18 protein-coding genes, 1 tRNA gene and 1 pseudogene are annotated in these 22577 nt (G+C 39.2%); 11 read left to right on the top strand and 9 right to left on the bottom strand.

The genetic code is table 11. The annotated features are described in order from the left end of the window. The first annotated feature begins 80 nt into the window (after window positions 1–80). Entirely contained in the window at window positions 81–845 is a 765-nt protein-coding gene (locus GPM24_RS07895; protein ID WP_158826223.1) for a hypothetical protein, read from the top strand. Beyond that, entirely contained in the window at window positions 845–1183 is a 339-nt protein-coding gene (locus GPM24_RS07890; RefSeq protein WP_158826222.1) for a Rieske (2Fe-2S) protein, read from the top strand. Before GPM24_RS07895 ends, GPM24_RS07890 begins: the two co-directional genes overlap by 1 nt. Before the next feature lie 101 nt (window positions 1184–1284). On the opposite strand, the gene GPM24_RS07885 is transcribed toward GPM24_RS07890, so the two are convergent. From GPM24_RS07885 to lepA, 3 genes are read right to left on the bottom strand one after another with little or no spacing between them, the layout of a single operon-like run. Next, window positions 1285–2181 (bottom strand): bifunctional 5,10-methylenetetrahydrofolate dehydrogenase/5,10-methenyltetrahydrofolate cyclohydrolase, encoded by an 897-nt coding sequence (locus GPM24_RS07885; RefSeq protein WP_158826221.1) that lies wholly within the window; start codon window positions 2179–2181, stop codon window positions 1285–1287. Between the two features lie 8 nt (window positions 2182–2189). Further along, complete coding sequence (locus tag GPM24_RS07880) at window positions 2190–2894, bottom strand: acyltransferase (RefSeq protein ID WP_158826220.1); 705 nt, start codon at window positions 2892–2894, stop codon at window positions 2190–2192. Between the two features lie 19 nt (window positions 2895–2913). Beyond that, window positions 2914–4701 (bottom strand): translation elongation factor 4, encoded by a 1788-nt coding sequence (lepA, locus tag GPM24_RS07875; protein WP_158826219.1) that lies wholly within the window; start codon window positions 4699–4701, stop codon window positions 2914–2916. A 71-nt stretch (window positions 4702–4772) separates the two neighbouring features. On the opposite strand from lepA, the pseudogene GPM24_RS07870 reads away from it, so the two are divergent. The 4 genes and pseudogenes from GPM24_RS07870 (at window position 4773) to GPM24_RS07850 (ending at window position 7738) form a co-directional block, all read left to right on the top strand. Beyond that, window positions 4773–5657: pseudogene (locus GPM24_RS07870) on the top strand (fructosamine kinase family protein). A 22-nt stretch (window positions 5658–5679) separates the two neighbouring features. Continuing rightward, window positions 5680–5991, top strand: coding sequence for a hypothetical protein (locus tag GPM24_RS07860; protein WP_158826217.1), 312 nt, complete (start codon window positions 5680–5682; stop codon window positions 5989–5991). A 145-nt stretch (window positions 5992–6136) separates the two neighbouring features. Beyond that, window positions 6137–6221 (top strand) — tRNA-Ser (locus GPM24_RS07855). 206 nt (window positions 6222–6427) lie between these two features. After that, window positions 6428–7738 (top strand): hypothetical protein, encoded by a 1311-nt coding sequence (locus GPM24_RS07850; protein WP_158826216.1) that lies wholly within the window; start codon window positions 6428–6430, stop codon window positions 7736–7738. A 141-nt stretch (window positions 7739–7879) separates the two neighbouring features. Here the strand turns inward: GPM24_RS07850 and GPM24_RS07845 are convergent, their stop codons facing one another. Further along, complete coding sequence (locus GPM24_RS07845) at window positions 7880–9181, bottom strand: NAD(P)/FAD-dependent oxidoreductase (RefSeq protein WP_233268762.1); 1302 nt, start codon at window positions 9179–9181, stop codon at window positions 7880–7882. A gap of 388 nt (window positions 9182–9569) precedes the next feature. Here GPM24_RS07845 and GPM24_RS07840 point away from each other — a divergent pair, with 388 nt between their 5' ends. Next, window positions 9570–10160 (top strand): EcsC family protein, encoded by a 591-nt coding sequence (locus GPM24_RS07840; RefSeq protein ID WP_233268761.1) that lies wholly within the window; start codon window positions 9570–9572, stop codon window positions 10158–10160. Between the two features lie 155 nt (window positions 10161–10315). Next, entirely contained in the window at window positions 10316–13021 is a 2706-nt protein-coding gene (locus GPM24_RS07835) for a non-ribosomal peptide synthetase (protein ID WP_158826215.1), read from the top strand. Window positions 13022–13048: 27 nt separating this feature from the next. Here GPM24_RS07835 and GPM24_RS07830 read toward each other — a convergent pair whose 3' ends face one another. The 4 genes from GPM24_RS07830 to GPM24_RS07815 form a co-directional block, all read right to left on the bottom strand. After that, window positions 13049–14008 (bottom strand): hypothetical protein, encoded by a 960-nt coding sequence (locus tag GPM24_RS07830; protein ID WP_158826214.1) that lies wholly within the window; start codon window positions 14006–14008, stop codon window positions 13049–13051. 4 nt (window positions 14009–14012) lie between these two features. Continuing rightward, the gene (locus tag GPM24_RS07825; protein WP_158826213.1) at window positions 14013–15440 is read right to left on the bottom strand and encodes an MBOAT family O-acyltransferase; all 1428 of its coding nucleotides are present in this window, start codon (window positions 15438–15440) and stop codon (window positions 14013–14015) included. A gap of 95 nt (window positions 15441–15535) precedes the next feature. Continuing rightward, the gene (locus GPM24_RS07820) at window positions 15536–15778 is read right to left on the bottom strand and encodes an acyl carrier protein (protein ID WP_158826212.1); all 243 of its coding nucleotides are present in this window, start codon (window positions 15776–15778) and stop codon (window positions 15536–15538) included. A 3-nt stretch (window positions 15779–15781) separates the two neighbouring features. Continuing rightward, window positions 15782–17509 carry an HAD-IIIC family phosphatase gene (locus tag GPM24_RS07815; RefSeq protein WP_158826211.1) on the bottom strand — a complete coding sequence of 576 codons (1728 nt, stop codon included), beginning with the start codon at window positions 17507–17509 and terminating at the stop codon, window positions 15782–15784. Window positions 17510–17889: 380 nt separating this feature from the next. On the opposite strand from GPM24_RS07815, the gene GPM24_RS07810 reads away from it, so the two are divergent. Then, window positions 17890–18768 carry a heparin lyase I family protein gene (locus GPM24_RS07810; RefSeq protein WP_158826210.1) on the top strand — a complete coding sequence of 293 codons (879 nt, stop codon included), beginning with the start codon at window positions 17890–17892 and terminating at the stop codon, window positions 18766–18768. Window positions 18769–18937: 169 nt separating this feature from the next. Here the strand turns inward: GPM24_RS07810 and GPM24_RS07805 are convergent, their stop codons facing one another. Further along, window positions 18938–19276: a hypothetical protein gene (locus tag GPM24_RS07805; RefSeq protein ID WP_158826209.1), complete on the bottom strand. Its 339-nt coding sequence runs from the start codon at window positions 19274–19276 to the stop codon at window positions 18938–18940. 234 nt (window positions 19277–19510) lie between these two features. Here GPM24_RS07805 and GPM24_RS07800 point away from each other — a divergent pair, with 234 nt between their 5' ends. Both GPM24_RS07800 and GPM24_RS07795 read left to right on the top strand, forming a co-directional pair. Then, the gene (locus GPM24_RS07800) at window positions 19511–21673 is read left to right on the top strand and encodes an AAA family ATPase (protein WP_158826208.1); all 2163 of its coding nucleotides are present in this window, start codon (window positions 19511–19513) and stop codon (window positions 21671–21673) included. A 200-nt stretch (window positions 21674–21873) separates the two neighbouring features. Further along, window positions 21874–22371, top strand: coding sequence for an OmpA family protein (locus GPM24_RS07795; RefSeq protein WP_158826207.1), 498 nt, complete (start codon window positions 21874–21876; stop codon window positions 22369–22371). The last annotated feature ends 206 nt before the right edge of the window (window positions 22372–22577 follow it).

Genomic DNA, 22577 nt, shown 5'->3' with positions numbered 1-22577 from the left:
ATAATCCGTAGTTCCTAAAATCATTTTAAAAGCTTCATTAACCAATAATTTATTCGTATAATTACCTGCAAATGAGGGCTATGAAAAAAGTTTACTTTTTGATTATACTCGGCATATGTGTATGCTGCTCATCTTGTGTAGATGTGGTAGAGCAATACACCTTCAAAGCAAACGGCTCTTGCAATGTAACTTATAACTTTGATATGAGTCATGCGGTATCAGTACTAATGAACCTGATGTCTGATTCGGTTACGGCCACGCCGCAGTTTGCAATAGTAAAGGACACCTCCATGAATTATTACAGCGCCCTTCCAGATAGTACTCAGGCCAAAATGACATCATCCGAAGCGGAGATTGCTAAAGCAAGTAATTTGTCTATCCTGATGAACTTGAAGAAAAGGCAAATGAAAGTAAGTATTAGCCATGAATCTAAAACTGCGGCCGACTTGGAGTTCTATTTGCAGCGCTTATCTAAGCTGGCCGCCGACAATCATTTAAATACATCCGGTAAAGAAGACAAAGGTTTTAAGGGAGTTGATGTGCAGCAGTTAATTGCCGGGCAGGATTGTTACAATTATCAAATTACGCCACACAAATTTTACCGCATTATTGACAAAACAAAGTTTAATCAATTTCTGAAAAAAACGCAGGCTACCTTTGCCATGGCCCGCGCCATGCTCATTGAAACGCCTTATAAGCTGGTATTGAAGTTTGCCAAGCCGGTTAAAAAGCTGGACAATCCCAAAGCTGTACTCTCGGCAGATCGTCGTCAGGTAACGTTGCAGACGAATATGGATGAGATTATGCGGAACCCAATGGTGATGAATTTGAAAGTTGATTTTTAATGGCCTGGTTTAAAGTAGATATTTTAGATGACAGCAAAGCTTCTTACATCCAAAAAGTAAAAGCAGGATCGCAAACTATTTGCCTGGTTAAAGAGAATGGTAATTTGTATGCACTATCCAGTAAGTGCCCCCATGCCGGTGCCGATTTAACGCAAGGCTGGTGTGAGCAAGGTAAATTAATTTGCCCCTATCACCGATACAGTTATTATTTGCAAACAGGCAAGGGCAGTACCGGGCAAAACGATTATGTGAACACGTACAAAACCAAGGTACGTACCGATGGAATATATGTAGAAGTTTTGTCGTTTTGGGAGCGGGTCAGTCAAGCGTTTAAATGAGTGAACAATATTAAGTATTGATTATACCCTTGTCAAATCACGAATAGTAAAAAAGCCATTGCTTAAAAGCAATGGCTTTTTTATAAAATTCTATAATAGTATTATATTGTTTCAAGATCAGGATAAATCTGGCGATTGGCAGAAGCTAAAGTGTTCTTTAACAAACCAATAATCGTCATCAATCCAACCCCACCCGGTACAGGTGTAATCCATGACGATTTAGGCGCTACGCTATCAAAATCTACGTCGCCATACAATTTATAACCAGATTTGGTTAGGGTAGATGTTTCGCGGTTCATACCTACGTCAACTATAACCGCCCCTTCCTTCACCATATCGGCTGTAATAAAATTCTTCTTGCCGATAGCTACAATCAGGATGTCTGCATCTAACGTAAATTTTTTAATATCCGGTGTGCGGCTATGGCAAATAGTAACCGTGCAATTGCCCGGTTGGGTGTTGCGTGCCATTAAAATACTCATTGGCGAGCCAACAATATTGCTTCGGCCTACTACCACACAATGCTTCCCGGCGGTATCTATCCCATATTCTTTCAACATCAGAGTAATGCCATAAGGCGTAGCCGGAATGAATGATGGCAGATTGCGCTGCATGCGGCCCAGGTTGATAGGATGGAAGCCATCCACATCCTTACGGTGATCTATCTTTTCAGTTACTTTTTCAGGATCTATATGTTTGGGTAAGGGAAGTTGTACAATGATGCCGTCAATGTCCGGATCACGGTTCAACTCGGCTACTTTAATCAACAACTCTTCTTCCGTTACATCATCTTCGTACCTTACTAAGCTCGATTTAAAACCTACTTTTTCGCAGTTGCGCATTTTGCTGGCTACATAAGTTTCGCTACCGCCATCATGGCCAACCAATACGGCAACCAGGTGTGGCTTGCGGCCTGTTTGTGCCAAGTATTCTGCCGCTTCTTCGGCTATTTCAACTTTTAATTTTTCGGATACGTACTTTCCGTCAAGTAGTTGCATATAAACAATTATTGGTATGGGACACCAAGTTGTGCTTTGTCATAAAGCCTTTTCCGGTCCCAGTTGATGTTTTCTTTAATAATTACAGCAGGGCTACCGCCTACAATCACTCCTTTTTTATCGAATGATTTAGTAACTACACTGCGTGTGGCGATTACACTATTGTCTGCAATATTTACTCCTTTAAGTATCGAACAGTGTGCTGCCACCCAAATATGGTTGCCAAAAATCACATCCTTAGCATAGTTGATACGCTTATTACTTGTAGCGTCGAGTATAGAGTGTGAATCCCCGGTCCGAACGTCTATGTCGTATGCAAACATGCAATCGCTGCCGATAGTTATTTTGCTGTTCGGTTCAGTAGCCGCTAAATGCACTGATTCAAATGAAGTATGGTGAGCAACACTAATTACACAATGCTCATCCTCAATCCAAAAATCCGCAGAGCGGTTTACGCGGACATGTTCAGCGATATTAATTGTGTTATTGCTGCCCTTAATGAAGAATTTAACATTGTTCAAGCGACAATTAGCAGCTACGTAAATAGAATTATTATCACCTATAACTTCGATAACACACTGATTAATCTGACAACCTGGCTCAAATATTACGTTGTTGTTTTCGCCTTTAATACTTTTTTTTAGAGTATTTGATGTGTTACTCCTTAAAAGTCTTGAAGGATTTTTTACATAATATTTGAGTTTCTTAATCATTTGCTATTCAGTCATGAATTTAATCCAGTTTCAATACAGCCATAAAAGCAGACTGCGGTATTTCGACGTTGCCTACCTGACGCATTCGTTTTTTACCCTTTTTCTGCTTTTCTAACAGTTTACGTTTACGCGAGATGTCACCACCGTAACATTTGGCCGTTACGTCTTTACGCAAGGCACGCACGTTTTCGCGGGCAATAACTTTGGCACCAATGGAAGCTTGAATAGCAATTTCAAACTGCTGGCGTGGTAAAAGTTCTTTCAATTTTTCACAAATCTTTTTGCCAAAATCATATGAATTACTGCGGTGAATCAAAGATGACAAGGCATCTACAGGTTCACCATTCAGCTTAATATCTAAACGAACCAAGTCCGACTGGCGGTAACCAATCTGTGTGTAATCGAATGATGCGTAACCTTTAGATATGGTCTTCAACTTATCGTAAAAGTCGAACACAATCTCGCCCATCGGCATTTCAAAGATCAGCTCAACACGGTCCGACGTTAAATATGACTGGTTGACAATTATACCGCGCTTCTGAATACATAAAGACATTACCGGACCTACAAATTCGGCTTTGGTAATGATGTTGGCTTTGATGTAAGGTTCTTCTACAAACTCTAATTTGCTTGGGTCGGGTAAGTCTGATGGGTTATTCACAATCAGCTCATCACCTTTGGTGGTATAAGCGATATAGGATACGTTGGGAACGGTAGTGATCACCGTCATGTCGAACTCGCGCTCCAAGCGCTCCTGGATAATTTCCATGTGGAGCATTCCCAAAAATCCGCATCGGAACCCGAAGCCTAACGCTGCAGATGATTCCGGTTCGAACACCAGCGACGCATCATTCAATTGCAACTTAGCCATCGATTCACGCAGTTCTTCGTAATCCTCAGTATCAACCGGGTAAATACCCGCAAATACCATTGGTTTTACTTCTTCAAAACCTTGTATACCTTCGGCAGCAGGGCGCTCAACCAACGTAATGGTATCACCTACCTTTACCTCACGGGCTTCTTTAATGCCCGAAATAATATAACCTACGTCGCCTGTTTTAATAACGTCTTTAGGTAACTGGTTCAATTTTAGCGTACCTACCTCGTCGGCAAAATATTCGCGGCCTGTAGCCATAAATTTTACCTTCGTGTTTTTACGAATTTCGCCGTTTACTATTTTGTAGTAAGCAATGATACCACGGAACGAGTTAAATACCGAGTCGAAAATTAAAGCCTGCAAGGGTGCTTCCGGGTCACCAACTGGTGCAGGAACGCGTTCAATAATAGCACGTAAAATATCTTCGATACCCATACCTGTTTTACCCGATGCTGCCAAAATTTCTTCACGTTTGCAGCCAATCAGGTCAACAATCTGGTCTTTTACCTCCTCAGGCATAGCACCGGGAAGGTCCATTTTGTTCAACACTGGGATGATCTCCAGATCATTCTCTAACGCTAGGTACAGGTTAGAGATAGTTTGGGCTTGTATACCTTGTGATGCGTCTACAATCAGTAATGCGCCTTCACATGCCGCAATAGAACGCGATACTTCGTATGAGAAGTCAACGTGTCCGGGCGTGTCAATCAGGTTTAAAACATAGGCTTGGCCATCCAGTGTATAATCCATCTGGATAGCGTGGCTTTTTATGGTTATACCGCGCTCGCGCTCCAGGTCCATGTCGTCTAGCAACTGGGCCTGCGCTTCGCGCTGGGTAATAGTTTTGGTATATTCCAGCAAACGGTCGGCCAGGGTACTTTTACCGTGGTCGATGTGTGCGATGATACAAAAGTTACGAATGTGCTTCATTTCAAAACGCAAAAATAGCTTTTTAACCGGATAATTTGTTATGCTGCAAACGATTTCGCTAATTTGAAATTATGCCTTTGCAAAAGCAATTTATCACTTGGCTCGAAAGTGGCTTAACCAGCATTTTACAGCAATCTGTAACTATAAGCGATACCAGCCCAGTAAGTGGTGGTAGCATCAATTCAGCTTGGTGCGTACAAACCAATCAAGGTAAGTTTATGCTGAAGCTGAATAGTAAAGATGCGTATCCTGATATGTTTAGGTTAGAAGCTGATGGACTAGTCGCTATCCGCAATACACAAACCATCGGTGTGCCTGACGTGATTTGGCAAGCGCATTACGCAGATCAAAGCTTTTTGCTGATGGAGTGGATTGCGCCAGGAAGTAACACTCAGCAAGCGTCACAACTATTAGGCCGTCAATTAGCAGCTATGCACAAGCATACTGCAGTCAAATTTGGCTTTGATAATGACAACTACATGGGTTCTTTGCCTCAAAGTAATCGCAAGCATGCTACCTGGACCGCATTTTTTACTGAAGAACGCTTGCAACCCATGGTAAAGCTGGCTTATGATAAGCACTTGATTACCTTACAAGATGTAAGCGATTTTGAGCAACTATACCGCAACTTACCCAGCTTGTTTACCGAAGAGCAACCTGCTTTTATACACGGCGATTTGTGGGGTGGTAATTATATAATTACAGCCGATGGAAAGCCTTATCTTATCGACCCGGGAGTAAGCTACGGCCATCGAGAGTTTGATTTAGCTATGACCACGCTGTTTGGTGGATTTAGTAACGAGTTTTATTTGGCTTAGCAAGAAGCATATCCGTTAGCTCCTGACTGGCATGAGCGAATTGATCTGTGGAACTTATATCCACTGCTAATGCATTTGAATTTATTTGGTGCAGGATACTTGCAACAGGTGAGAGAAAATTTGAAGCAATATATTTGACTAAATATATCTTTATATTATTATGAACGAAAACTTAGCCCCCTCAACGAACATGCCTGTGCAGTATTGCATACTTAAAGTAAATACTAAATTTTTAAGCAGCAAATTAGAATTTGAAGTGGACTTTGGAAAGGAAAGCGAATCGATTATTGGCAATCAAGAGTCGCTGATTGCACAAGCTCTAAAGGTTACTAACTATTACACGCTGGTTGATGGCTTGAATTATATGTCGAGCCTGGGTTGGGAAATCGTAAACGTTTATTACCGGGAGTTTAGCGGTACTACATATAATAACCCCGAATATTTAATGAAAAAGAGCTTAAGCAAAAGGTAATTTCTAATTGTGATGGGGAAATTGTGAACAGATTGAGTCGCTAATTAACGAATGTTTTAAATTTTTATTGCTGATAATTAGCGAATTGCCTGATAAATCACAAATTTCATCTGAAAATTTAAAGCAGAATACTACTTTTGTCCCCGGAGAGTTGGCAGAGTGGTCGATTGCGGCAGTCTTGAAAACTGTTGACTGTAACAGGTCCTGGGGTTCGAATCCCTAACTCTCCGCCTACAAAATTCATCAAAAGCCTGCAATGTAAATTTGCAGGCTTTTTTGTTTGCTATGAATCGGTATGATTATACTTGATTCTATTCTCAACTCTAAATTTCTTCCCACTTTAAAGGTTTGCATTTCATTAAAATATTCTATTGGTAACCGTTTTTCATTAAGTCGTCTGTTGTTTGTAGTTTTACGGCGGTCTATTTATCCGTCTATGAGAAAATTATTGTTGCTGGCACCGGTGTTGTTTGTTTTGTCGTGTAAGAGCACTGCTGAGAAAGAAGAAAATAAAAAGCTGAATAAACTTGCCGAAGAATACGTGCGTTTAGGCCTTACCATCGGTCAGTATGACGGTGATTTTGTAGACGCATACTACGGACCAGATTCGTTGAAACCCAAACAAGAGGCAGCAGATGATTTTCCAAAAGACAGCTTGTTAGCCTCAGCAAATGAGCTGATGAACGACCTGAGATCTTTGGCACATACAACAACTGTTGATTCCAACAAAATCAGGGCAAACTGGATGTGCGATCAGTTGCTAGCTTTTAGCCGTCGTGTCAGGATATACAGTGAAGAATATGAGTCGTTCGATGAGGAGTCAAAAGCACTTTTTGGTGTGGTAGCACCTGTTTATGATGAAGATTACTTTAAATCATCCATAGCGGAGTTGGATAGCATACTGCCGGGTAAGGGCAATGTGAACGATCGCTTTCAAAAACTGGCCAACAAATTCGCTATTCCCAAAGACAAGCTGGAGCCGGTTATGAATGCTGCCATTGCCGAAGCGCGCAAACGTACTAAATCCCACTATCAGCTGCCGGCAAACGAAAGTTTTACGCTTGAGTTAGTTACCAAAAAGCCTTGGTCGGGCTATAATTGGTACAAAGGCAATTATAAAAGCTTAATACAAATAAACACCGACAACAAAATTTTTATTGATCGTGCTATAGATGTAGGCAGCCATGAAAGTTATCCGGGGCATCATGTGTACAACATGCTGCTCGAAAAAAATCTATATCATGACAGGGGATGGGTGGAGCTTTCGTTATACCCATTGTTCAGTCCGCAATCTTTAATTGCTGAAGGCAGTGCAAACTACGGTGTGGAATTAGCTTTTCCAGGTAACGATAAAGTGAAATTTACCAAGTCGGTATTGTTGCCTTTGGCCGGATTAGACACTGCCGGTGTAGACACATATTTTAAAGCATTGGCTATAAAAGGTAAACTAAATTATGCTAGAAACGAAGCAGCACGTGGATTAATCAATGAAACCATGAGTAGGGGCAAAGCCATTAGCTGGCTCAAAAAGTATTGCCTGATGAATGATGAAACCGCAGAGAAATCTATAGATTTTATTAGAAAGTATCGCAGCTACGTTATCAATTACAACTACGGGCAGGATTTAATAAAAAGCTATGTTGAACAAAACGGTGGCACTGCTCAAACCCCCAACAAGCGGTGGGATGCATTCGGGAAATTGCTGAGTGAAGAAGTAACGCCTGCCAGCTTAGTAAAAACAAAGTGATAAAATTTTCAATTGAAATTTATATAATTCTTATACAACAATAAAAAGAAATGGCTGCCTGAATTCAGGCAGCCATTTCTTTTTAGAATTACTATTGGTACTTCAATACGAGCATGTTTAATTTAAAGTACCTTACGGATATTAGCGCCAGTGGTCGGCTTCTTCTTCCTGTAATGTACGTGATTTTACAATCATGCGTAAATGCTGGTCTTTGCTTAAGTAAGCCGCTACCCAGTTGTAAGCAGTTTTAAGCTTGTTACGGAAGTTAACCAAGCTAATTAAGTGAACAAACAGCCACATTAACCAAGCTATAAAGCCGTTCATATGAATAGCCGGTTTTGGCAGATCGGTAACTGCTTTGTTGCGGCCAATAATAGCCATTGAGCCTTTATCGTGGTAAGTAAACGGCTTTTGGTTACCACCATTCATTGTTGCCACCAAATTTTTGGCCAGGTTTTGACCTTGTTGAATAGCCACTTGTGCTACTTGTGGGTGCCCGCCTGTAAATGCAGGGTCGGTGGTTTGTAAACAGTTATCACCAATGGCGTAAATGTTACCTTCGCCTTGTACTTTGTTAAATGCATCTACCAGCAAACGGTTGCCACGACCATAGCTTTCTACGGGTAAGCCTTTAAAGCGTTGAGAAGTTACACCGGCTGCCCAAATTAAGTTGCGGGTTTCAATTACCTCGCCGTCTGCAAATGATACACGCTCGCCTTGAAAGTCTGTTACCCGTTTGTTCAGCTTAACCTGAACGCCCATATTGGTTAACGATTTTAAAGTATAAGCCTGAGATTTTTCACTCATTGGGGTTAACAGTGTGGCCATGCCATCTACCAAATAAATATCAAATGATAAGTCCGCTAACTCAGGATAATCTTTTTTAAAGATGTTCTGACGAAGCTCAGACAGCATACCTGCTACTTCAACTCCGGTAGGGCCGCCACCAGCTACAACAATAGTAGTTAATCTTTTACGCTCGGCCTTGTCTTGTGTACGCGAGGCAATTTCCAATCGGCTAAGCAGCGTGTTTTTAAGCGCAATGGCATCGTCGATGGTTTTCATCGGCAAGGAATATTTTTCAATATTTTGCATGCCGAAGTAATTGCTGGTTGTACCAGTAGCTATGATCAGATTGTCATAGTGCAATTCGCCGGTAGATAATTCAATTGTGTTTTGATCCGGACGGATTTCCAGCAATTCACCCATTTGAAAAGTGAAATTGGGCTGATTGCGGAACAAACGGCGGTAAGGGTAGCTGATGTTCGAAACATCCAGAAAACCCGTAGCCACCTGATAAAGTAAAGGCGGGAAAAAGTTGTAATTATTCCGGTCTACTAATGTAACGTGAATATTTTGGCTGCTTTTTAATAGTTGCTGTGCAAGGTTGATGCCGGCAAAGCCGCCGCCGACAATGACCGTTTTCATCTTGGTCGTATCCATAGCTTTAAGTTTAAAATATAGACAGGGTGCAAGACAGCAATTCAATTAAATCAAGCGCTTGCCCATTAGTATTTTTCCACCGGGCTATCTTGCTTTCCTGACTTGACAAATATACGAAATATTTCTCATAGTGTAGGAATTACACCCGTCACGTACCTTCCTGTTCAATATCTTTTACGCAATAAATCACCTTATAGTTGTTAAAAAGCGTAACGATCCATTAATTGGATTGAAAACTTGATAAGAAAGTTGAAAAGTTTGATTTGCTTGAGATACATCACAATAATGTAATAATATATGTTTGGTTAATGTCTGAAAAATGAGCAGAAGAATATTTACCAGTTATAAAAATATGGCATGATAATCGTTTTAAGTTTGTTAATTAAAAATGAAACAGATGCGCAAGATACGCTTACCTAAATTGAGGCTGGACAAGGTTAAGGTTGATTTGAAAAAAGGATTAGAACAACTGTCGGCCGGAGGGTTTCAGAAAATTTATGAACAGATAGATCAGCTGAATATTAAAAAAGGGGTAGATCAATTGGGTATTGATAGGTTTGTAACACAATGCGCTATACTGGCCGCAGGTTCGGGCGCTATCACTGGTTTAGGCGGTATTACAACATTGTTGGTTGGGGTGCCGTTAGATATCATCAATTTAATCACCCAGCAATTTCGGGTAACACTGGCTATCTCATACCATCATACAGGTAAATATGCGCTTAGGTTCGAAGATTTTTTTCGTATCGTGGCATCTTCTTTTAAAGTAGATGCTGGTATGGCAGTGTCAAAAAATATGATGGAGCAGGTTGCCGAAAAAATCCTTTTAAGTGTGGGCGCAAAAACCGCTGAACGCCTTGTTCCTGTTGTTGGTGCTGTAATCGGCGGAACCACCAATTATCTTTTTATCAAACGAATTGCAACCAATATCATTGAAAAACACAATGAAAATAAGGTGGATATAAGCTCATTAAATTAGTTGATGTTGCTTAGATTTATTATTGTAAAATGTAAAGAAAACCTAACTGCTGCAAAACTCATATCTTTGAAATTTCGTACTACGTTTTAAAGTGATTTTAAAGATGCCTGTTTTGGCTTGTTCATCAAGAAGGAAACAGGCGTGAAATTTCCGATATGGCAGGAGAAATCAACAGAATACATATTAGCAGTTACTCTTCAAACTTTTTAAATGACACGCCGGTATCAGAACAATATTCTCATGCTAAATCCTTAATTGGAGGAAAGCAAAAAGATATGTTTGGCATAAAAACTTTGCCCGAAATTATAGCGGATATAAGCCAGATCGTTCCAGATAAGATTGCCGTAGAATTTAAAGATCAAAAACTCAATTATCGCGATTTAAATCAGAAAATCGAAAATATAGCTTCCTTCCTAAATGCAAACGGGGTTAGTGATGGCGACATTGTCGGTTTGGCCGTTGACCGGTCAGCTGAACTAATCGTGCTACTTTTGGGAATACTTAAAAGTGGGGCAGCGTATTTGCCACTAGATCCAACTTTTCCGGATGAACGCCTTTTATTTATGCTGCAAGATTCATCTGCTAAAGTAATTGTAACAAATGGTCGGTACAAAGGCAGATTCCAGCCTCATGTTAAAGAGTTGATAACAGAAGAGTTTGATCACGCTCATTTTACGTCAGCCATGCCGTCTGTGCAAGTTCATGGCAACCACTTGGCATATGTACTTTACACATCTGGCTCAACAGGCAAACCAAAAGGTGTAATGATTAGTCATGCCAATCTGGTAAATCTGCTTGTTAGCATGATTGACTTTCCGGGTTTGGGAGCGTCAGACAGATTGCTGGCTATCACTACCATATCCTTTGATATTGCCGGGTTAGAGCTTTTTTTACCTTTAATTGTAGGCGCTACTGTGGTAATTGGTGATACCAGCACTATACGGGACGGTAAAGCATTATTGCAATTGATTAAGCAAGAGCAAATCAGTGTAATGCAGGCTACTCCGGCCACTTGGAAATTAATGCTGGCCAGCGGCTGGCAAGAGAAGTTACCGTTAAAAATATTATGCGGCGGCGAACCAATGTCCAAAGACTTGGCCGAAAAGCTCTTGGAACGTTGCAGCTCACTTTGGAACATGTATGGCCCTACAGAAACCACCGTGTATTCTACCGGAAAGCAAATCACTAAACACGATACAGAAATTACGATTGGTGTGCCTGTAAACAATACACTGGTTTATCTGCTGGATGAAGCTGGTTTGCCTGTGAGTATCGGCGAACGAGGCGAACTTTACATTTCGGGGGATGGTGTAGCGATGGGTTATTTAAATAGACCGGAACTTACGGCCGAAAAGTTTTTGCCTGATCCTTTCAAAAAAAGAAATGCCACTATGTATCGCACCGGTGATCTTGGTCAGTTAACACCCAACGGAGAAGTGTTATGCTTAGGGCGTATCGACCAGCAGATTAAAATAAGGGGCTACCGTATTGAGCCTGGTGAGATAGAATATTTACTTAAACAACATCCGGAAGTAAAAGAGGCCGTGGTAACAGCGCGCCTGGAAAAAGGGGAAGAATATCGTTTAATTACTTACATAGTGCCAGCAAGTAATGCGCACTTAAATAATTTTAAAGCGCTGGTGCCATTGCTCAAAAGTGAGTTAAAAAAGGTATTGCCAGGCTATATGGTGCCTTCTGAATTTTATCCGGTTGTGGAGTTGCCTTTAACACTTAGCGGCAAGATAGATTATAAAGCCTTGCCTGCTGCTAAATATATCATGCACGAGGAAGAAAACGGCGCTTCAAATTGTTGTAATGATACAGAAAAGTTGTTGTACGAAATTTGGGCCGATGCTCTGGAAAGCCGCGACTTTAATGTTAACGATAACTTTTTTGATATTGGAGGCCACTCGCTTATTGCAGTATACGTAATGAGTGAGATTGAAATCCAAACCGGAAAAGGCTTACCCATTTCTGCATTCTACGAATATCCAACTATCAAAGAATTGGCGGCCTTGTTAAATACCGATACTCGGGAACGTTTGTGGAAATCGTTGGTTGCCATCAGGGCAACGGGCAATAGAACGCCACTTTATCTTATTCATGGTGATGGCTTAAATGTGTTGACATTTAGCCATTTGGCCAGCTTGCTGGATGATGAACAGCCAGTTTATGGACTGCAAGCTATAGGCCTGAATAATCCAAAAATAGAAATTGGTACGATGGAGCAAATTGCAGCCCGTTATGTAAGTGAAATTGTACAACAAAATCCTAAAGGCCCCTATGCTATAGCCGGATACTCTTACGGCGGTAATATTGGCTTGGAGATGGCAAGACTGCTGACAGAAATGGGAAGAGAGGTAACAGTTTTAGCCATGATTGATGCCAATGCTCAAAATTCTGAACGGCATCGCGCACTCATCCCAAAGCTAGTAGCGAAAGTTTTAAGGCAGGTTCCGAAATTAGAATGGTTTGTCAAATCTTTGCTTCAACACCCCAAAAAAACTATTGGTTATCAGTACTTGGTTTTACAACGGCGTTTACATGCTGTAAGCGGTAAGCTAGGTTTGCGTAAAAAAGAAGAGCTAGAAGGGATGTTTAAGCAGTTTGAAGTAATTCAAATGAAATATGAATGGGCATATGAAAATTATCAGCTTAAGCCATATGATGGAGAAATCTTTCTTTTTAAGGCAAATGAAAGGGTGTACTTTGTAGAAGACCCCGATTCTTTAGGCTGGTCAGCGTATGCAACAAATGGTGTTGGCGTTTTCGACATTCCTGGCGATCATAAAACCATGCTGCAGCCTCCTAATGTTAAGGTTTTGGCTGAAGCACTTCAAAAGCTATTGAACCGGCAATAAGAGTACTCACAAAACAAAACGGTTGGCTTATCTAAGAGGGGGAGAGCTTGTGGTCTGGTTGGCTATTTCAAAGTGCTTGTTTTGTTGATTGATGTATTCTGCAATTTGCTTTGAAAACAGCCGTGCACCGTTGACATTTAAGTGGTAATCGTCACTGTATAATTTGTTATCTATCCAGCTTTTGTTGTTAGCAAAATTTAAAAAAGCAGTGTTGCTAAACTTTTCATCTGCTTGTTGGCAAATACTGGTAGTTACAGAATTGACGTACTTATAATGCATCGGTGAGATTACAAGCAAAGTAGGGATGTTCTTGTTATTCAGCCGACCTAGCAGGTTATAAAGTTCTTTTACTTTCAGACTGTCTGTGGCGCCCTTTTCTTTCAGCGGCTCCAATTTGGTGTTTGATATGACACTGGTTTTAGGAACGTAGCCTTTGTAATCTTCTATCCAGTTTCTATCAAGTCCAACCAGTAAATTTGTGATTAATGAGTTGTAAGGGTAAATATGCGACAGCATTTTTACCTGCTGAAATTTACCGTTGTATTTTAAATAAGGTTTTACTGCATTGTTGTTGTAATAAGGTAGTAATGTGGCGAGCTCTCCTTCCTCAAATTGTGAAAATTCGTCGGGCTTAATTTCAATGATTACATACTTTGGTGTATATCGGTTTAGTATGGACGATATTACCGCGCAGCTGTAAAAAATACTTTGTTTATCACGGCCACAATTATAAAAACTGGAGTGAATGCTACTCTCAAAAACACGCGGGTCATAATGATGATTAGCCCTGGAAGCGCCTACAACTAAATAGTCGGCTTTGGTGCTGTCTATGGCATAACTGGTTCTGTACAGCACGCCTGATTGTTGTTTGCTATATAAATATCCTAAAGCATTGCCTAATAACCAATCGCAAAGGAGTATAGCCAGCAATATAACCAAGAATGATTTTATGAATTTAAAGATATCCGGATTGTTAGCGATCATCATATCATCAAAACTGAAAGTATATAAACTGGCTGTTGTCAAATACCCCAAACTCCAGAATGGCAATTACAATCATTACGTAAGATAACCGCCTGATCAGTATGTTAGAGTTGTTAAAAACGGAAAAGCCGTTGAAAAGCTTATACTCGCTAATAACTTCAACTACTATAAGCAGTGCTATAAAGAACAACGAGAAGATCATATTTTTGCGTTCGCCGATAAATAAGGAGCCGGGCTCAAGAAAGATTTTGTGAAGGATGCTGACCGATGTATGTAGATCGGGAGCACGGAAGAAAACCCAGGTAAAGCAAGCAAACAGAAAGGTAAGTATGATGCTTAACGGATCGTAAATGAATTTAGGCGTATTTTTAGATAACTTTTTTCTGAATTTTTTGGTCAACAGTTCATACACAATGCCGAGTCCGTTTAGCAATCCCCAGACGATGTAGGTCCAGTTGGCACCATGCCATAAACCGCTTACCGAGAAAGTAACCAGTACGGCAAACATTACCGCATATTTACCCCAATGGCGTTTAGCAAATATAATGGGTGTAAAAAGATAATCGTTGAACCAGGTAGATAATGAGATGTGCCATCTGCGCCAAAACTCGGTAATGCTGCGGCTTTGAAACGGCATGTTAAAGTTAGTCATTAGCTTAAAGCCCATTGTTCTGGCAGCGCCAATGGCTAAATCAGAATAACCCGAAAAATCACAGTAAATCTGGAAAGCAAATAGAATAGTAGCTATCAGTAAAGATGTGCCGTTATGTTTGTCGTGATTATTGTAAACAGCATTTACATATATGGACAGCCTATCAGCTATCACCACTTTTTTAAACAGGCCCCAAGCCATCTTTTTTAAACCGGCTGTAGCATCATTATAATTAAACTCATGCTTTTCATAAAACTGGTGTAGCAGGTTTTGCGGTCGTTCAATGGGCCCAGCTACCAACTGCGGGTAAAACATTACGTACAAACTGTATATACCAAAGTCTTTTTCAGCCTTTTGGTTGCCCCAGTAAACTTCAATTACATAACTTAAACTTTGAAAAGTATGGAATGATAGTCCTATAGGCAAGATTATATGCAGCAATGGCAGGGAGTAATGCAAATCTAAAAAGCTGGCCACTTCATTAATATTGCTGTTTACAAAGTTGAAATATTTAAACACAAACAACACCAGGCAAGTAGAAATGATACTGAACAGGAGCCATGCCTTGCGTGCTTTGCCTTGTGCTTGTTCAATGCGTATGCCAGCGTAATAATCAATAATGATCGTAACAATCAGAATCAGTATATAAACCGGAATAAAGAAGCAATAAAATATACAGCTGGCCAACAGCAAATGAATCCACCTGAATTTGTGCGGAAGCAAAAAGTATAAAACGGTAACAATTGGAAAAAATACCAAAAAGTTAAATGAGTTAAATAACATATTGCTGTAGCGGTTTAAATTGTATGTGGGCAGTAAAGTCGTAATGCTCCGAGTGGCAAGAGCTTGCTTTGAAACGGATAAGGACCATCAAAATATTATTGCGTCTTAGCCATTATGGAATCTATCATTTCGCCAACGTTATTCCAGCTATGAATTTCTGTAGATTTAAAGCGGATATTGAAACTTTTTTCGATGTCAACAACTAGCTGGATATGGTTAAGGGAATCCCATTCATCAACGTCTTTAGCTGTTGTTGCGTAATTAATGCAAAGGTCATCGTTTTCTAAAGTGTCTTTAAATATCACGTTGAGTTTTTCTAATACTTCGCTCTTTTCCATATTCTAGTTTTTGTTTTTAATAAAGCAGTCTTTGTTTTGATATTGGGAAATGTTTAACAGCCAGTGGCCGTTGCATTGTTCAAAGCCGAGATTAGCATAATGGTCTTTAACCATCGCGTTTTTGGCCGTTGGTAAATACTCTCCTTTAATATAGGCAAACCCTTTTAGCCGTGCACAATCAACAATGGTGTTGAGCGTAAAATGCTCCATTTTTCGTTTCAACACACGGCAGCTCATACACCAGGTGTCAATAAACAGTGTGTCTTCATCTTCCTTTTTTAATATAATGACACAGATAAGGCCGTTATCACCAAATTTATCTTCAAGCGTAAATGAAAACGTAAAAGCCGTATGTGACTGAGTCAGGGCTTCTACCTCTGCTTCGTTGTAGCGTATGGTTCGTAAATTAAACTGGTTTGAGCGCTGTGTAAGTTGTGCAACCCTTGGTGTGTTAAATTTATTAAAGGGCTCTACCAGCGAAAGCATATTTAAACTTTTCAGATAATCATCTTCATTTACAAAACTTTGCTGTATGGCTGTTCGCTGCGCTTCAATCTGGTATTGCTTGGTTCGTTCCGCATCTTCGGCTGATACGGACACCGTTTCAAATAAATTTAAGGTGTATAGGTATTCTAAATACTCTGCCGGGTCTTCGGGTAGTTCCGGTACGCATAGCTGTGGGATACTCTCTTTAACCAGATTTCTTTCAAATGGATTGTCATCTAAAAACACCATCGAATCAAAGCCTATATTCAGTGTTTTTTGAATAAGATGAATATTGTCGGCCTTGTTATCCCAGTTGGCCACAAAAACCGCAATGTCATCCAGGTGCAGCACCATATCCGGATGCCTTTCAAAAGGTTCTTTAGCAACGTGCTCGGTGTTTTTACTGCAAACCGTTAAGATAATTCCTCTGTTTTTTAATTTCTTTAACCAGTATTGAAACTCGGTAAACGCTTTGCCAATACCCAATGAGCCTAGCTGTATGTTTTCTAAGCCATCATCGCCAATGATGCCGCCCCATAAGGTATTGTCTAAATCCAAAACAACGCACTTAATGAATTTGCCATACATAGCGCCTATCAAATCAAGCGTACGTGCTGCCACATAGGGTAAGCCGGCAATACTCAGCACCATATCAGAGTTAATATAAACTGAGGGGTGAAAGAGCACTGACTTGCTTAGTTGGCTTTGTAACGCCGAAATGTCAAGCAAATGGAAGTTTGGATATTTGATGGCCAAATTCATCAGTTCGTAGTTAAGCTTACGAAGTTGATACAGAAACGATGTTGCGGATTTGTTGGCGTAATTGCCAAACACGCTATCATTAATCTCGGGATAATTAAAGAATATAATATTTGAATTTATTCTTTTGGTAATTTGTGTGATAAGGCTTTCAATGGTCATCAACTCATTACCAGCCAGATTGTTGTACTTGTTTGCGGATAACTTATTGTATTGCGATAGCAGTTTATGTGATGATTTAAAAATAATGACTACATCAGGCTGATAAGCATATAAGTTTGATGACGGATCAAATACTTCTTGTTCTATTTGATTAAAATCAGCCTCATAAATTTGTAAATCAAAGCCGTAATCAAAGCCGGTGGCACGAATGCCCTGCACTAAGAATTGAGTTGCGGTATCGCCTAAAAGAGCTACTTTAACTTCCTTTAAACCCGAAAAATCTTTTTTAAGATTTTTCTTTAAAACGCTAAAATCTTTTGTCATTTACAAGGTTTTGGTAGGCCTGCTATTTATATTCGTTGAATCAAGAAGGCTTAACATATAAGTATCAGTTTAATATTTATTTGATTAATGAACTGCAAGAATTAAATAATGGCCTAAAGTTGTAGCAAGGATTTTTAATTTAAAAGGAATAATTATAAACTGTATAGAAACGTTACTTAATTGTACAATATTTCACATAAGTAATTTTCTATCTTGAACCAATTAATTACGGTAAAAAGTGTTTAAACTTTTAATACCTCATTTTTAACGCTTAAAGGGATTTAATTAAGTTAAAGGCAACAAATATTGAACTTATTCGTAAAAGCTCTTGTATTTAAAGCCCTAATTAATTAATGAACTATTTGCAAAAATTGTACACAATGGTATGGTTACTCTTGTTGTCGTTGAATTTTATTTCGTGTAAAAAAGACTCGGCCGAAGTCCCTTTGGCCGATGCCCCTAACTTTTCTGCAAGTCAAATTGCGGACACTACCTCTTTGGCTTCAACTTCATTTAGTCAAGCAGGTAATGTGAAATTTTTTGATGCTGGGTTGGATGATCGTGGTTGTCTATCAGCCTATAACAAAACCAACACAGCTTTCACTTCTATGATTATCAATCCTGATTTGATTAAAGTGGTTGGCGATCCGGTTTATGGTGCTAAAAGAAAAGTGATGCTGATGGATGTAAAACCCGATCAAACCGGTAACGTTACTAACAATCCCCGCGCACAGGTGCAAACACCTATGCAGTATACCGAAGGTCAGGATGTTTGGATTGGTTTTTCTGTTTACTTCCCTAAGACCATCTGGACTTACTTTTTAACTTTTTCTGAATTGTACGGCGCTCCTTATAAAGGAAGCTCGCCATTTAGATTAGGTATCCAGGAAAGCAATATCATTATCGACTATAACGGCGGTACCAAATGGCGTAAACCGATGAAGGCCGGCGTTTGGTATGATTTTGTATATCATGAAGTGTTGAGCCAAGACGCCACAGTAGGTAAAGCCCAAGTGTATTTACGTGAACAGGGTAATGCCAAATATACAGAAATATTGCCATTAACCAACATGCCAACTATCACGGCCGCTAATTTTGCCGGCCCGCAATACCACAAGTTAGCTTGCTATTATGACCGCACGCACACATTTACAGATGCAACCAGAAAGACTAATGTAGATCGTGTTCAGGTGTATTTTGCTAACCATAAAGTAGGTAACAGCTTCAAACAGGTAGCACCTGCCAATCTGGATAATTAAACTAAAGTTGTTCCAATAAAAAAGCCTGCTGGGTACATAATCTTAAATATGTACCCAGCAGGCTTTTTTTATTAGAAAGTATCTAATTACGACTTATGATGTCAGTTAATGACTGCGATGCAACCGTAATATCGAAATATAATTAGCCTTTAAAAAAGGCTAATTATATTTATACCTCAACTGCTGTGAAAGGGAGTTTTTGACGGTTAACAGCGTTGTTCTCATCATCAGAAACTTGGCGTTTATTTCTGCAAATGCAACCTGTTTCTTTAAACGTTTTAAACTTAATGTAATACGAGATGCCGTATGTGAATGGTATTAACCCAACGGCAAACAGTATAGCAGATGCATTATAGTGTTTTACGCAAAAAGCCAAAACAGCTACAATGTAAGTAGCTATTGCGGAAGTAAATAGAACAACCGCGCGGGTCAGTAATGCATGTTTAGCAACAATTTTATCGTCACATTTGCATTTAGTGCAGCATGTTATATCAGAAGTATCTTTCATGTTAATAAAAAGGCTTGTGGCCAAATGAGAAGTCTTTAAGCTTATTTGATTTAACTTAATATGTATACGATAGCTTAAAGCAAACTGTTGTGAAAAAATCTGGTAAAAAACATATTGCTTACAATATGTACTTTTGCCTAAGTATACTGATTGACAATGCGTTGATTCTCATATTTTCACATTGGTTCACAAAAGTATATTATAACACTTTACGTTCCTAATATTTCAATCTAAATGTCGTCTTCAAATCCCTTTTTAAAACAATTAGCTGGTAGATATAAATCGATATTCAAAAGCAAAATTGGTTTAATTGTTGTGGGTTTGGCGGTACTGATGTCTCTTTATGGCATTTACTGGCAACCGCCATTGTATATTGTTTCTGCTAACATTCCGGTAAGCACTATATTAAGCAGTATTGATAAGTTGCGCGATTCTACCACTGTTAATAAAATATCAGGTGCAACATCAAAACAACAAAGTTTAAGTTTATTGAAGTCTAAAATCTTAATAAGCCACTTAGCAAGCGACGACAGATTTCAAGTAAACTTTTATAAACAAAACCGGCTACACAAAAGTCAGGAACTTTATGAGGATCAAGTACCAATTGAGATTAAGATTTTAAGGAACGATCTTAATACTAACCGAACTTACCAGTTTAAGCCAATTAATCACTCAAATTTTGTATTGGTTGACGATGATGGCAATTCCAAAATCTATTCATATGGTCAACTTGTCGAATCAAGTGACTTAGCGTTTGCTGTTTCAAATAAGCCGAAAAAGGTGGGCGGTTCACAAAATTTGTTTTTACAAGTTGACAGCCGAAATAAATTTACAGATGATGTGGTAAAAAAAATGGAAGTGCAGCCAGCAAGTGCCGATACCAGTGTGGCAAATTTATCTATCAAAGATGTAAATCCGCTAAAGGCTAGTCATATCTTACAAGCCATTTACCATCAATTTTTGCTTGCCAACGTCAATTATGCTGAAGATAGAAAAGCCCTGTTAGATATTGATAAGCAAATTAAAGCTTTAAAAGAAGAGTTAGCGCAAAATAGCAAACTTAAGGATACCTATACAGCTAAACCTGTTGCTGCCAAGAACAATTCAAAAAAGCTGAATTATAAGGAGGCAAAGAAACAGCTATCTGTATTACAAATACTAAAGCCTTACTTAAATAACTCCCCTAAACAATTTTCGCTGTTGCCGAGTGCTTATAAGTTGTTAGATGATAGTTTAAATAATCTCATCATCAGATATAATACAAACCAGTTTGAAAAACAACAGGCGTTAAAAACTGAGCCAGCTACTTCGGCTAAGGTTAAAAGTACTGAAAACACGATCATTGCTCTAACTCAATTGATTTTAAGAAAGATTAATGCTGATCAGCGTTTTTACAACAAATTCATCAACCACGGCAATCTGCAAAAGAGCATTCCAATTAAGACAAAGCTGGATGCTAACAAGTATGCGCAAGATTATCAAGCCAAGGTGAGACTCTATCTGTATTTAGTGGCACAGCGTGAAAATGTTCTGGCCAATAAGAAGCTTATTGATCAGCTAAATAAACAGAGTGCCAATTTGATAGTTACTGTGAGTAAGTCATATTATTATCGATTTTTATATGGTGGTTTAGGGTTGGCTTTACTTATCATATTGCCATTGATTATTGCACTTTTAACAGCAAAAAAGCACACAAAGCTTGACATAGCTACGATACAAAGGTTTACCTCTATTCCTGTATTGGGTATGGTGCATGATCTTCCGCGCTGGGGTGATATATCTGCGGGAAAAAATCCGCAAAATGGTTACCAGATGTCAGCTATCGCCCGAAAAGTATTGAGTATATTAGATAAGAATGATAAAGAAGGTAAAGTCGTTATAATTAGCTCTGATGCAAAAAGTAGCGGAAAAGCATTAATAAGTGCCAACCTGGCTCATTGCGTAGCACAAACTGGTAAGAAAGTATTACTGGTTAACGCACAAGTTGGACAAATTAATACTATAGATATTACCGCCCAATCAATTACTTGGGGCCTTGCCGACTATATAGAAGATATTGGAATAAGTGTGTCCGAGAGTATTCAAAAAACAGATGTTGCCACAAACTTATTTGTTATTGGAGCAGGGAAAACGGCGGCAGATGAAGACGATTTGTTTGCAAACGAAAGATTCCAAGTGCTACTGCAGCAAGTAAAGCAGCAGTTTGATTATATAATTATAGAGGTGCTCACCTTTACACAAATTAACAACAATAAAACGCTTATAGAATGTGATAGCTGTATTAATATTGTCGATACTAAACTAGCAAAATGGTCTCTTATTCAAACGTTTGAAACTTTTTCTAAAAATAATCAAATCAAAAATCCATTGTTGTTGTTTAATGAGTCAAAGGTTTAATAATTTGCACGTAAAGGAATTTATAGTTACCTTTCGTTAAAATACGTTTTTCTTTTCCCGATCCTGACATAAAAGACATGCCGTGAAAGTTATATATAGAGCTGTAAAAATAGCTCTGTATTAGCTTATACCAATTGCTCATCCTGATAATACGTTAACTATTACTGATTCGGAGTTGTTAATCATCAACCAGTAATATTATGAAAACAGTTCATTTAATCAGGGCGGCAGCGCTAAGCGTTGGCCTGTTTGTAGGTTTATCCGGATTTATTTTTGCCCCTTTATCTGTCAAAGCAAATAAAGGAAGTAAGCCGGCTAAGTTGAATGTCGGCACTACAAAACGTCCATCTCCCAAAGTGGACTTGAAAGATATAGCCTTAAAAAACGTAGAGTTTAATTTTAACTCCAATTCCGTTCGTGCGTCATCTTACCCGGAACTCGATCGGGTAGCCAAACTTTTAGTCGAAAACAACGGCTCTATTCAGCTATCTGGCCATGCCGACAATAAAGGTCCATACGTGTACAATTGGCATTTATCGAAAAAAAGAGCAGACGCTGTTAAAGCTTATTTAGTAAAAGCAGGGGCACAGGAGGCTAATATTGCTTCTGTAGAGTTTGGCGATACCAAGCCTATTGCATCAAATCAATCCAAAACTGGCAGGCAAAAGAACAGAAGGGTTGAACTGACTTTTTTATAACCTATAATACACTGCTATATACAGATGCTTAAAAGGTATAATAGAAAAGTCATTAAGATTACTGAATATAATAATTACGTGAGCTGCAAGACTTATAGGCTTACATGTTCCGAATAGGGTTAACTAGCATACAGACTACCTATCGGATCAATAGGTAGTTAAATATTGCATAACACAATCCTTTAGAAGTTACTTATTAATACCTG

The sequence above is a fragment of the Mucilaginibacter lacusdianchii genome, from assembly GCF_009770985.1.
GTDB lineage: Bacteria > Bacteroidota > Bacteroidia > Sphingobacteriales > Sphingobacteriaceae > Mucilaginibacter > Mucilaginibacter lacusdianchii.
Note: the sequence above shows the minus strand (reverse complement) of the source record. Positions and strands in the feature narration are given on the sequence as shown.

Excerpts from the sequence above, each read along its gene's own strand:
- GPM24_RS07895 (WP_158826223.1), top strand. The coding sequence starts at position 81 with ATGAAAAAAGTTTACTTTTTGATTATACTCGGCATATGTGTATGCTGC.
- GPM24_RS07890 (WP_158826222.1), top strand. The coding sequence starts at position 845 with ATGGCCTGGTTTAAAGTAGATATTTTAGATGACAGCAAAGCTTCTTAC.
- GPM24_RS07885 (WP_158826221.1), bottom strand. The coding sequence starts at position 2,181 with ATGCAACTACTTGACGGAAAGTACGTATCCGAAAAATTAAAAGTTGAA.
- GPM24_RS07880 (WP_158826220.1), bottom strand. The coding sequence starts at position 2,894 with ATGATTAAGAAACTCAAATATTATGTAAAAAATCCTTCAAGACTTTTA.
- lepA (WP_158826219.1), bottom strand. The coding sequence starts at position 4,701 with ATGAAGCACATTCGTAACTTTTGTATCATCGCACACATCGACCACGGT.
- GPM24_RS07860 (WP_158826217.1), top strand. The coding sequence starts at position 5,680 with ATGAACGAAAACTTAGCCCCCTCAACGAACATGCCTGTGCAGTATTGC.
- GPM24_RS07850 (WP_158826216.1), top strand. The coding sequence starts at position 6,428 with ATGAGAAAATTATTGTTGCTGGCACCGGTGTTGTTTGTTTTGTCGTGT.
- GPM24_RS07845 (WP_233268762.1), bottom strand. The coding sequence starts at position 9,181 with ATGGATACGACCAAGATGAAAACGGTCATTGTCGGCGGCGGCTTTGCC.
- GPM24_RS07840 (WP_233268761.1), top strand. The coding sequence starts at position 9,570 with ATGAAACAGATGCGCAAGATACGCTTACCTAAATTGAGGCTGGACAAG.
- GPM24_RS07835 (WP_158826215.1), top strand. The coding sequence starts at position 10,316 with ATGGCAGGAGAAATCAACAGAATACATATTAGCAGTTACTCTTCAAAC.
- GPM24_RS07830 (WP_158826214.1), bottom strand. The coding sequence starts at position 14,008 with ATGATGATCGCTAACAATCCGGATATCTTTAAATTCATAAAATCATTC.
- GPM24_RS07825 (WP_158826213.1), bottom strand. The coding sequence starts at position 15,440 with ATGTTATTTAACTCATTTAACTTTTTGGTATTTTTTCCAATTGTTACC.
- GPM24_RS07820 (WP_158826212.1), bottom strand. The coding sequence starts at position 15,778 with ATGGAAAAGAGCGAAGTATTAGAAAAACTCAACGTGATATTTAAAGAC.
- GPM24_RS07815 (WP_158826211.1), bottom strand. The coding sequence starts at position 17,509 with ATGACAAAAGATTTTAGCGTTTTAAAGAAAAATCTTAAAAAAGATTTT.
- GPM24_RS07810 (WP_158826210.1), top strand. The coding sequence starts at position 17,890 with ATGGTATGGTTACTCTTGTTGTCGTTGAATTTTATTTCGTGTAAAAAA.
- GPM24_RS07805 (WP_158826209.1), bottom strand. The coding sequence starts at position 19,276 with ATGAAAGATACTTCTGATATAACATGCTGCACTAAATGCAAATGTGAC.
- GPM24_RS07800 (WP_158826208.1), top strand. The coding sequence starts at position 19,511 with ATGTCGTCTTCAAATCCCTTTTTAAAACAATTAGCTGGTAGATATAAA.
- GPM24_RS07795 (WP_158826207.1), top strand. The coding sequence starts at position 21,874 with ATGAAAACAGTTCATTTAATCAGGGCGGCAGCGCTAAGCGTTGGCCTG.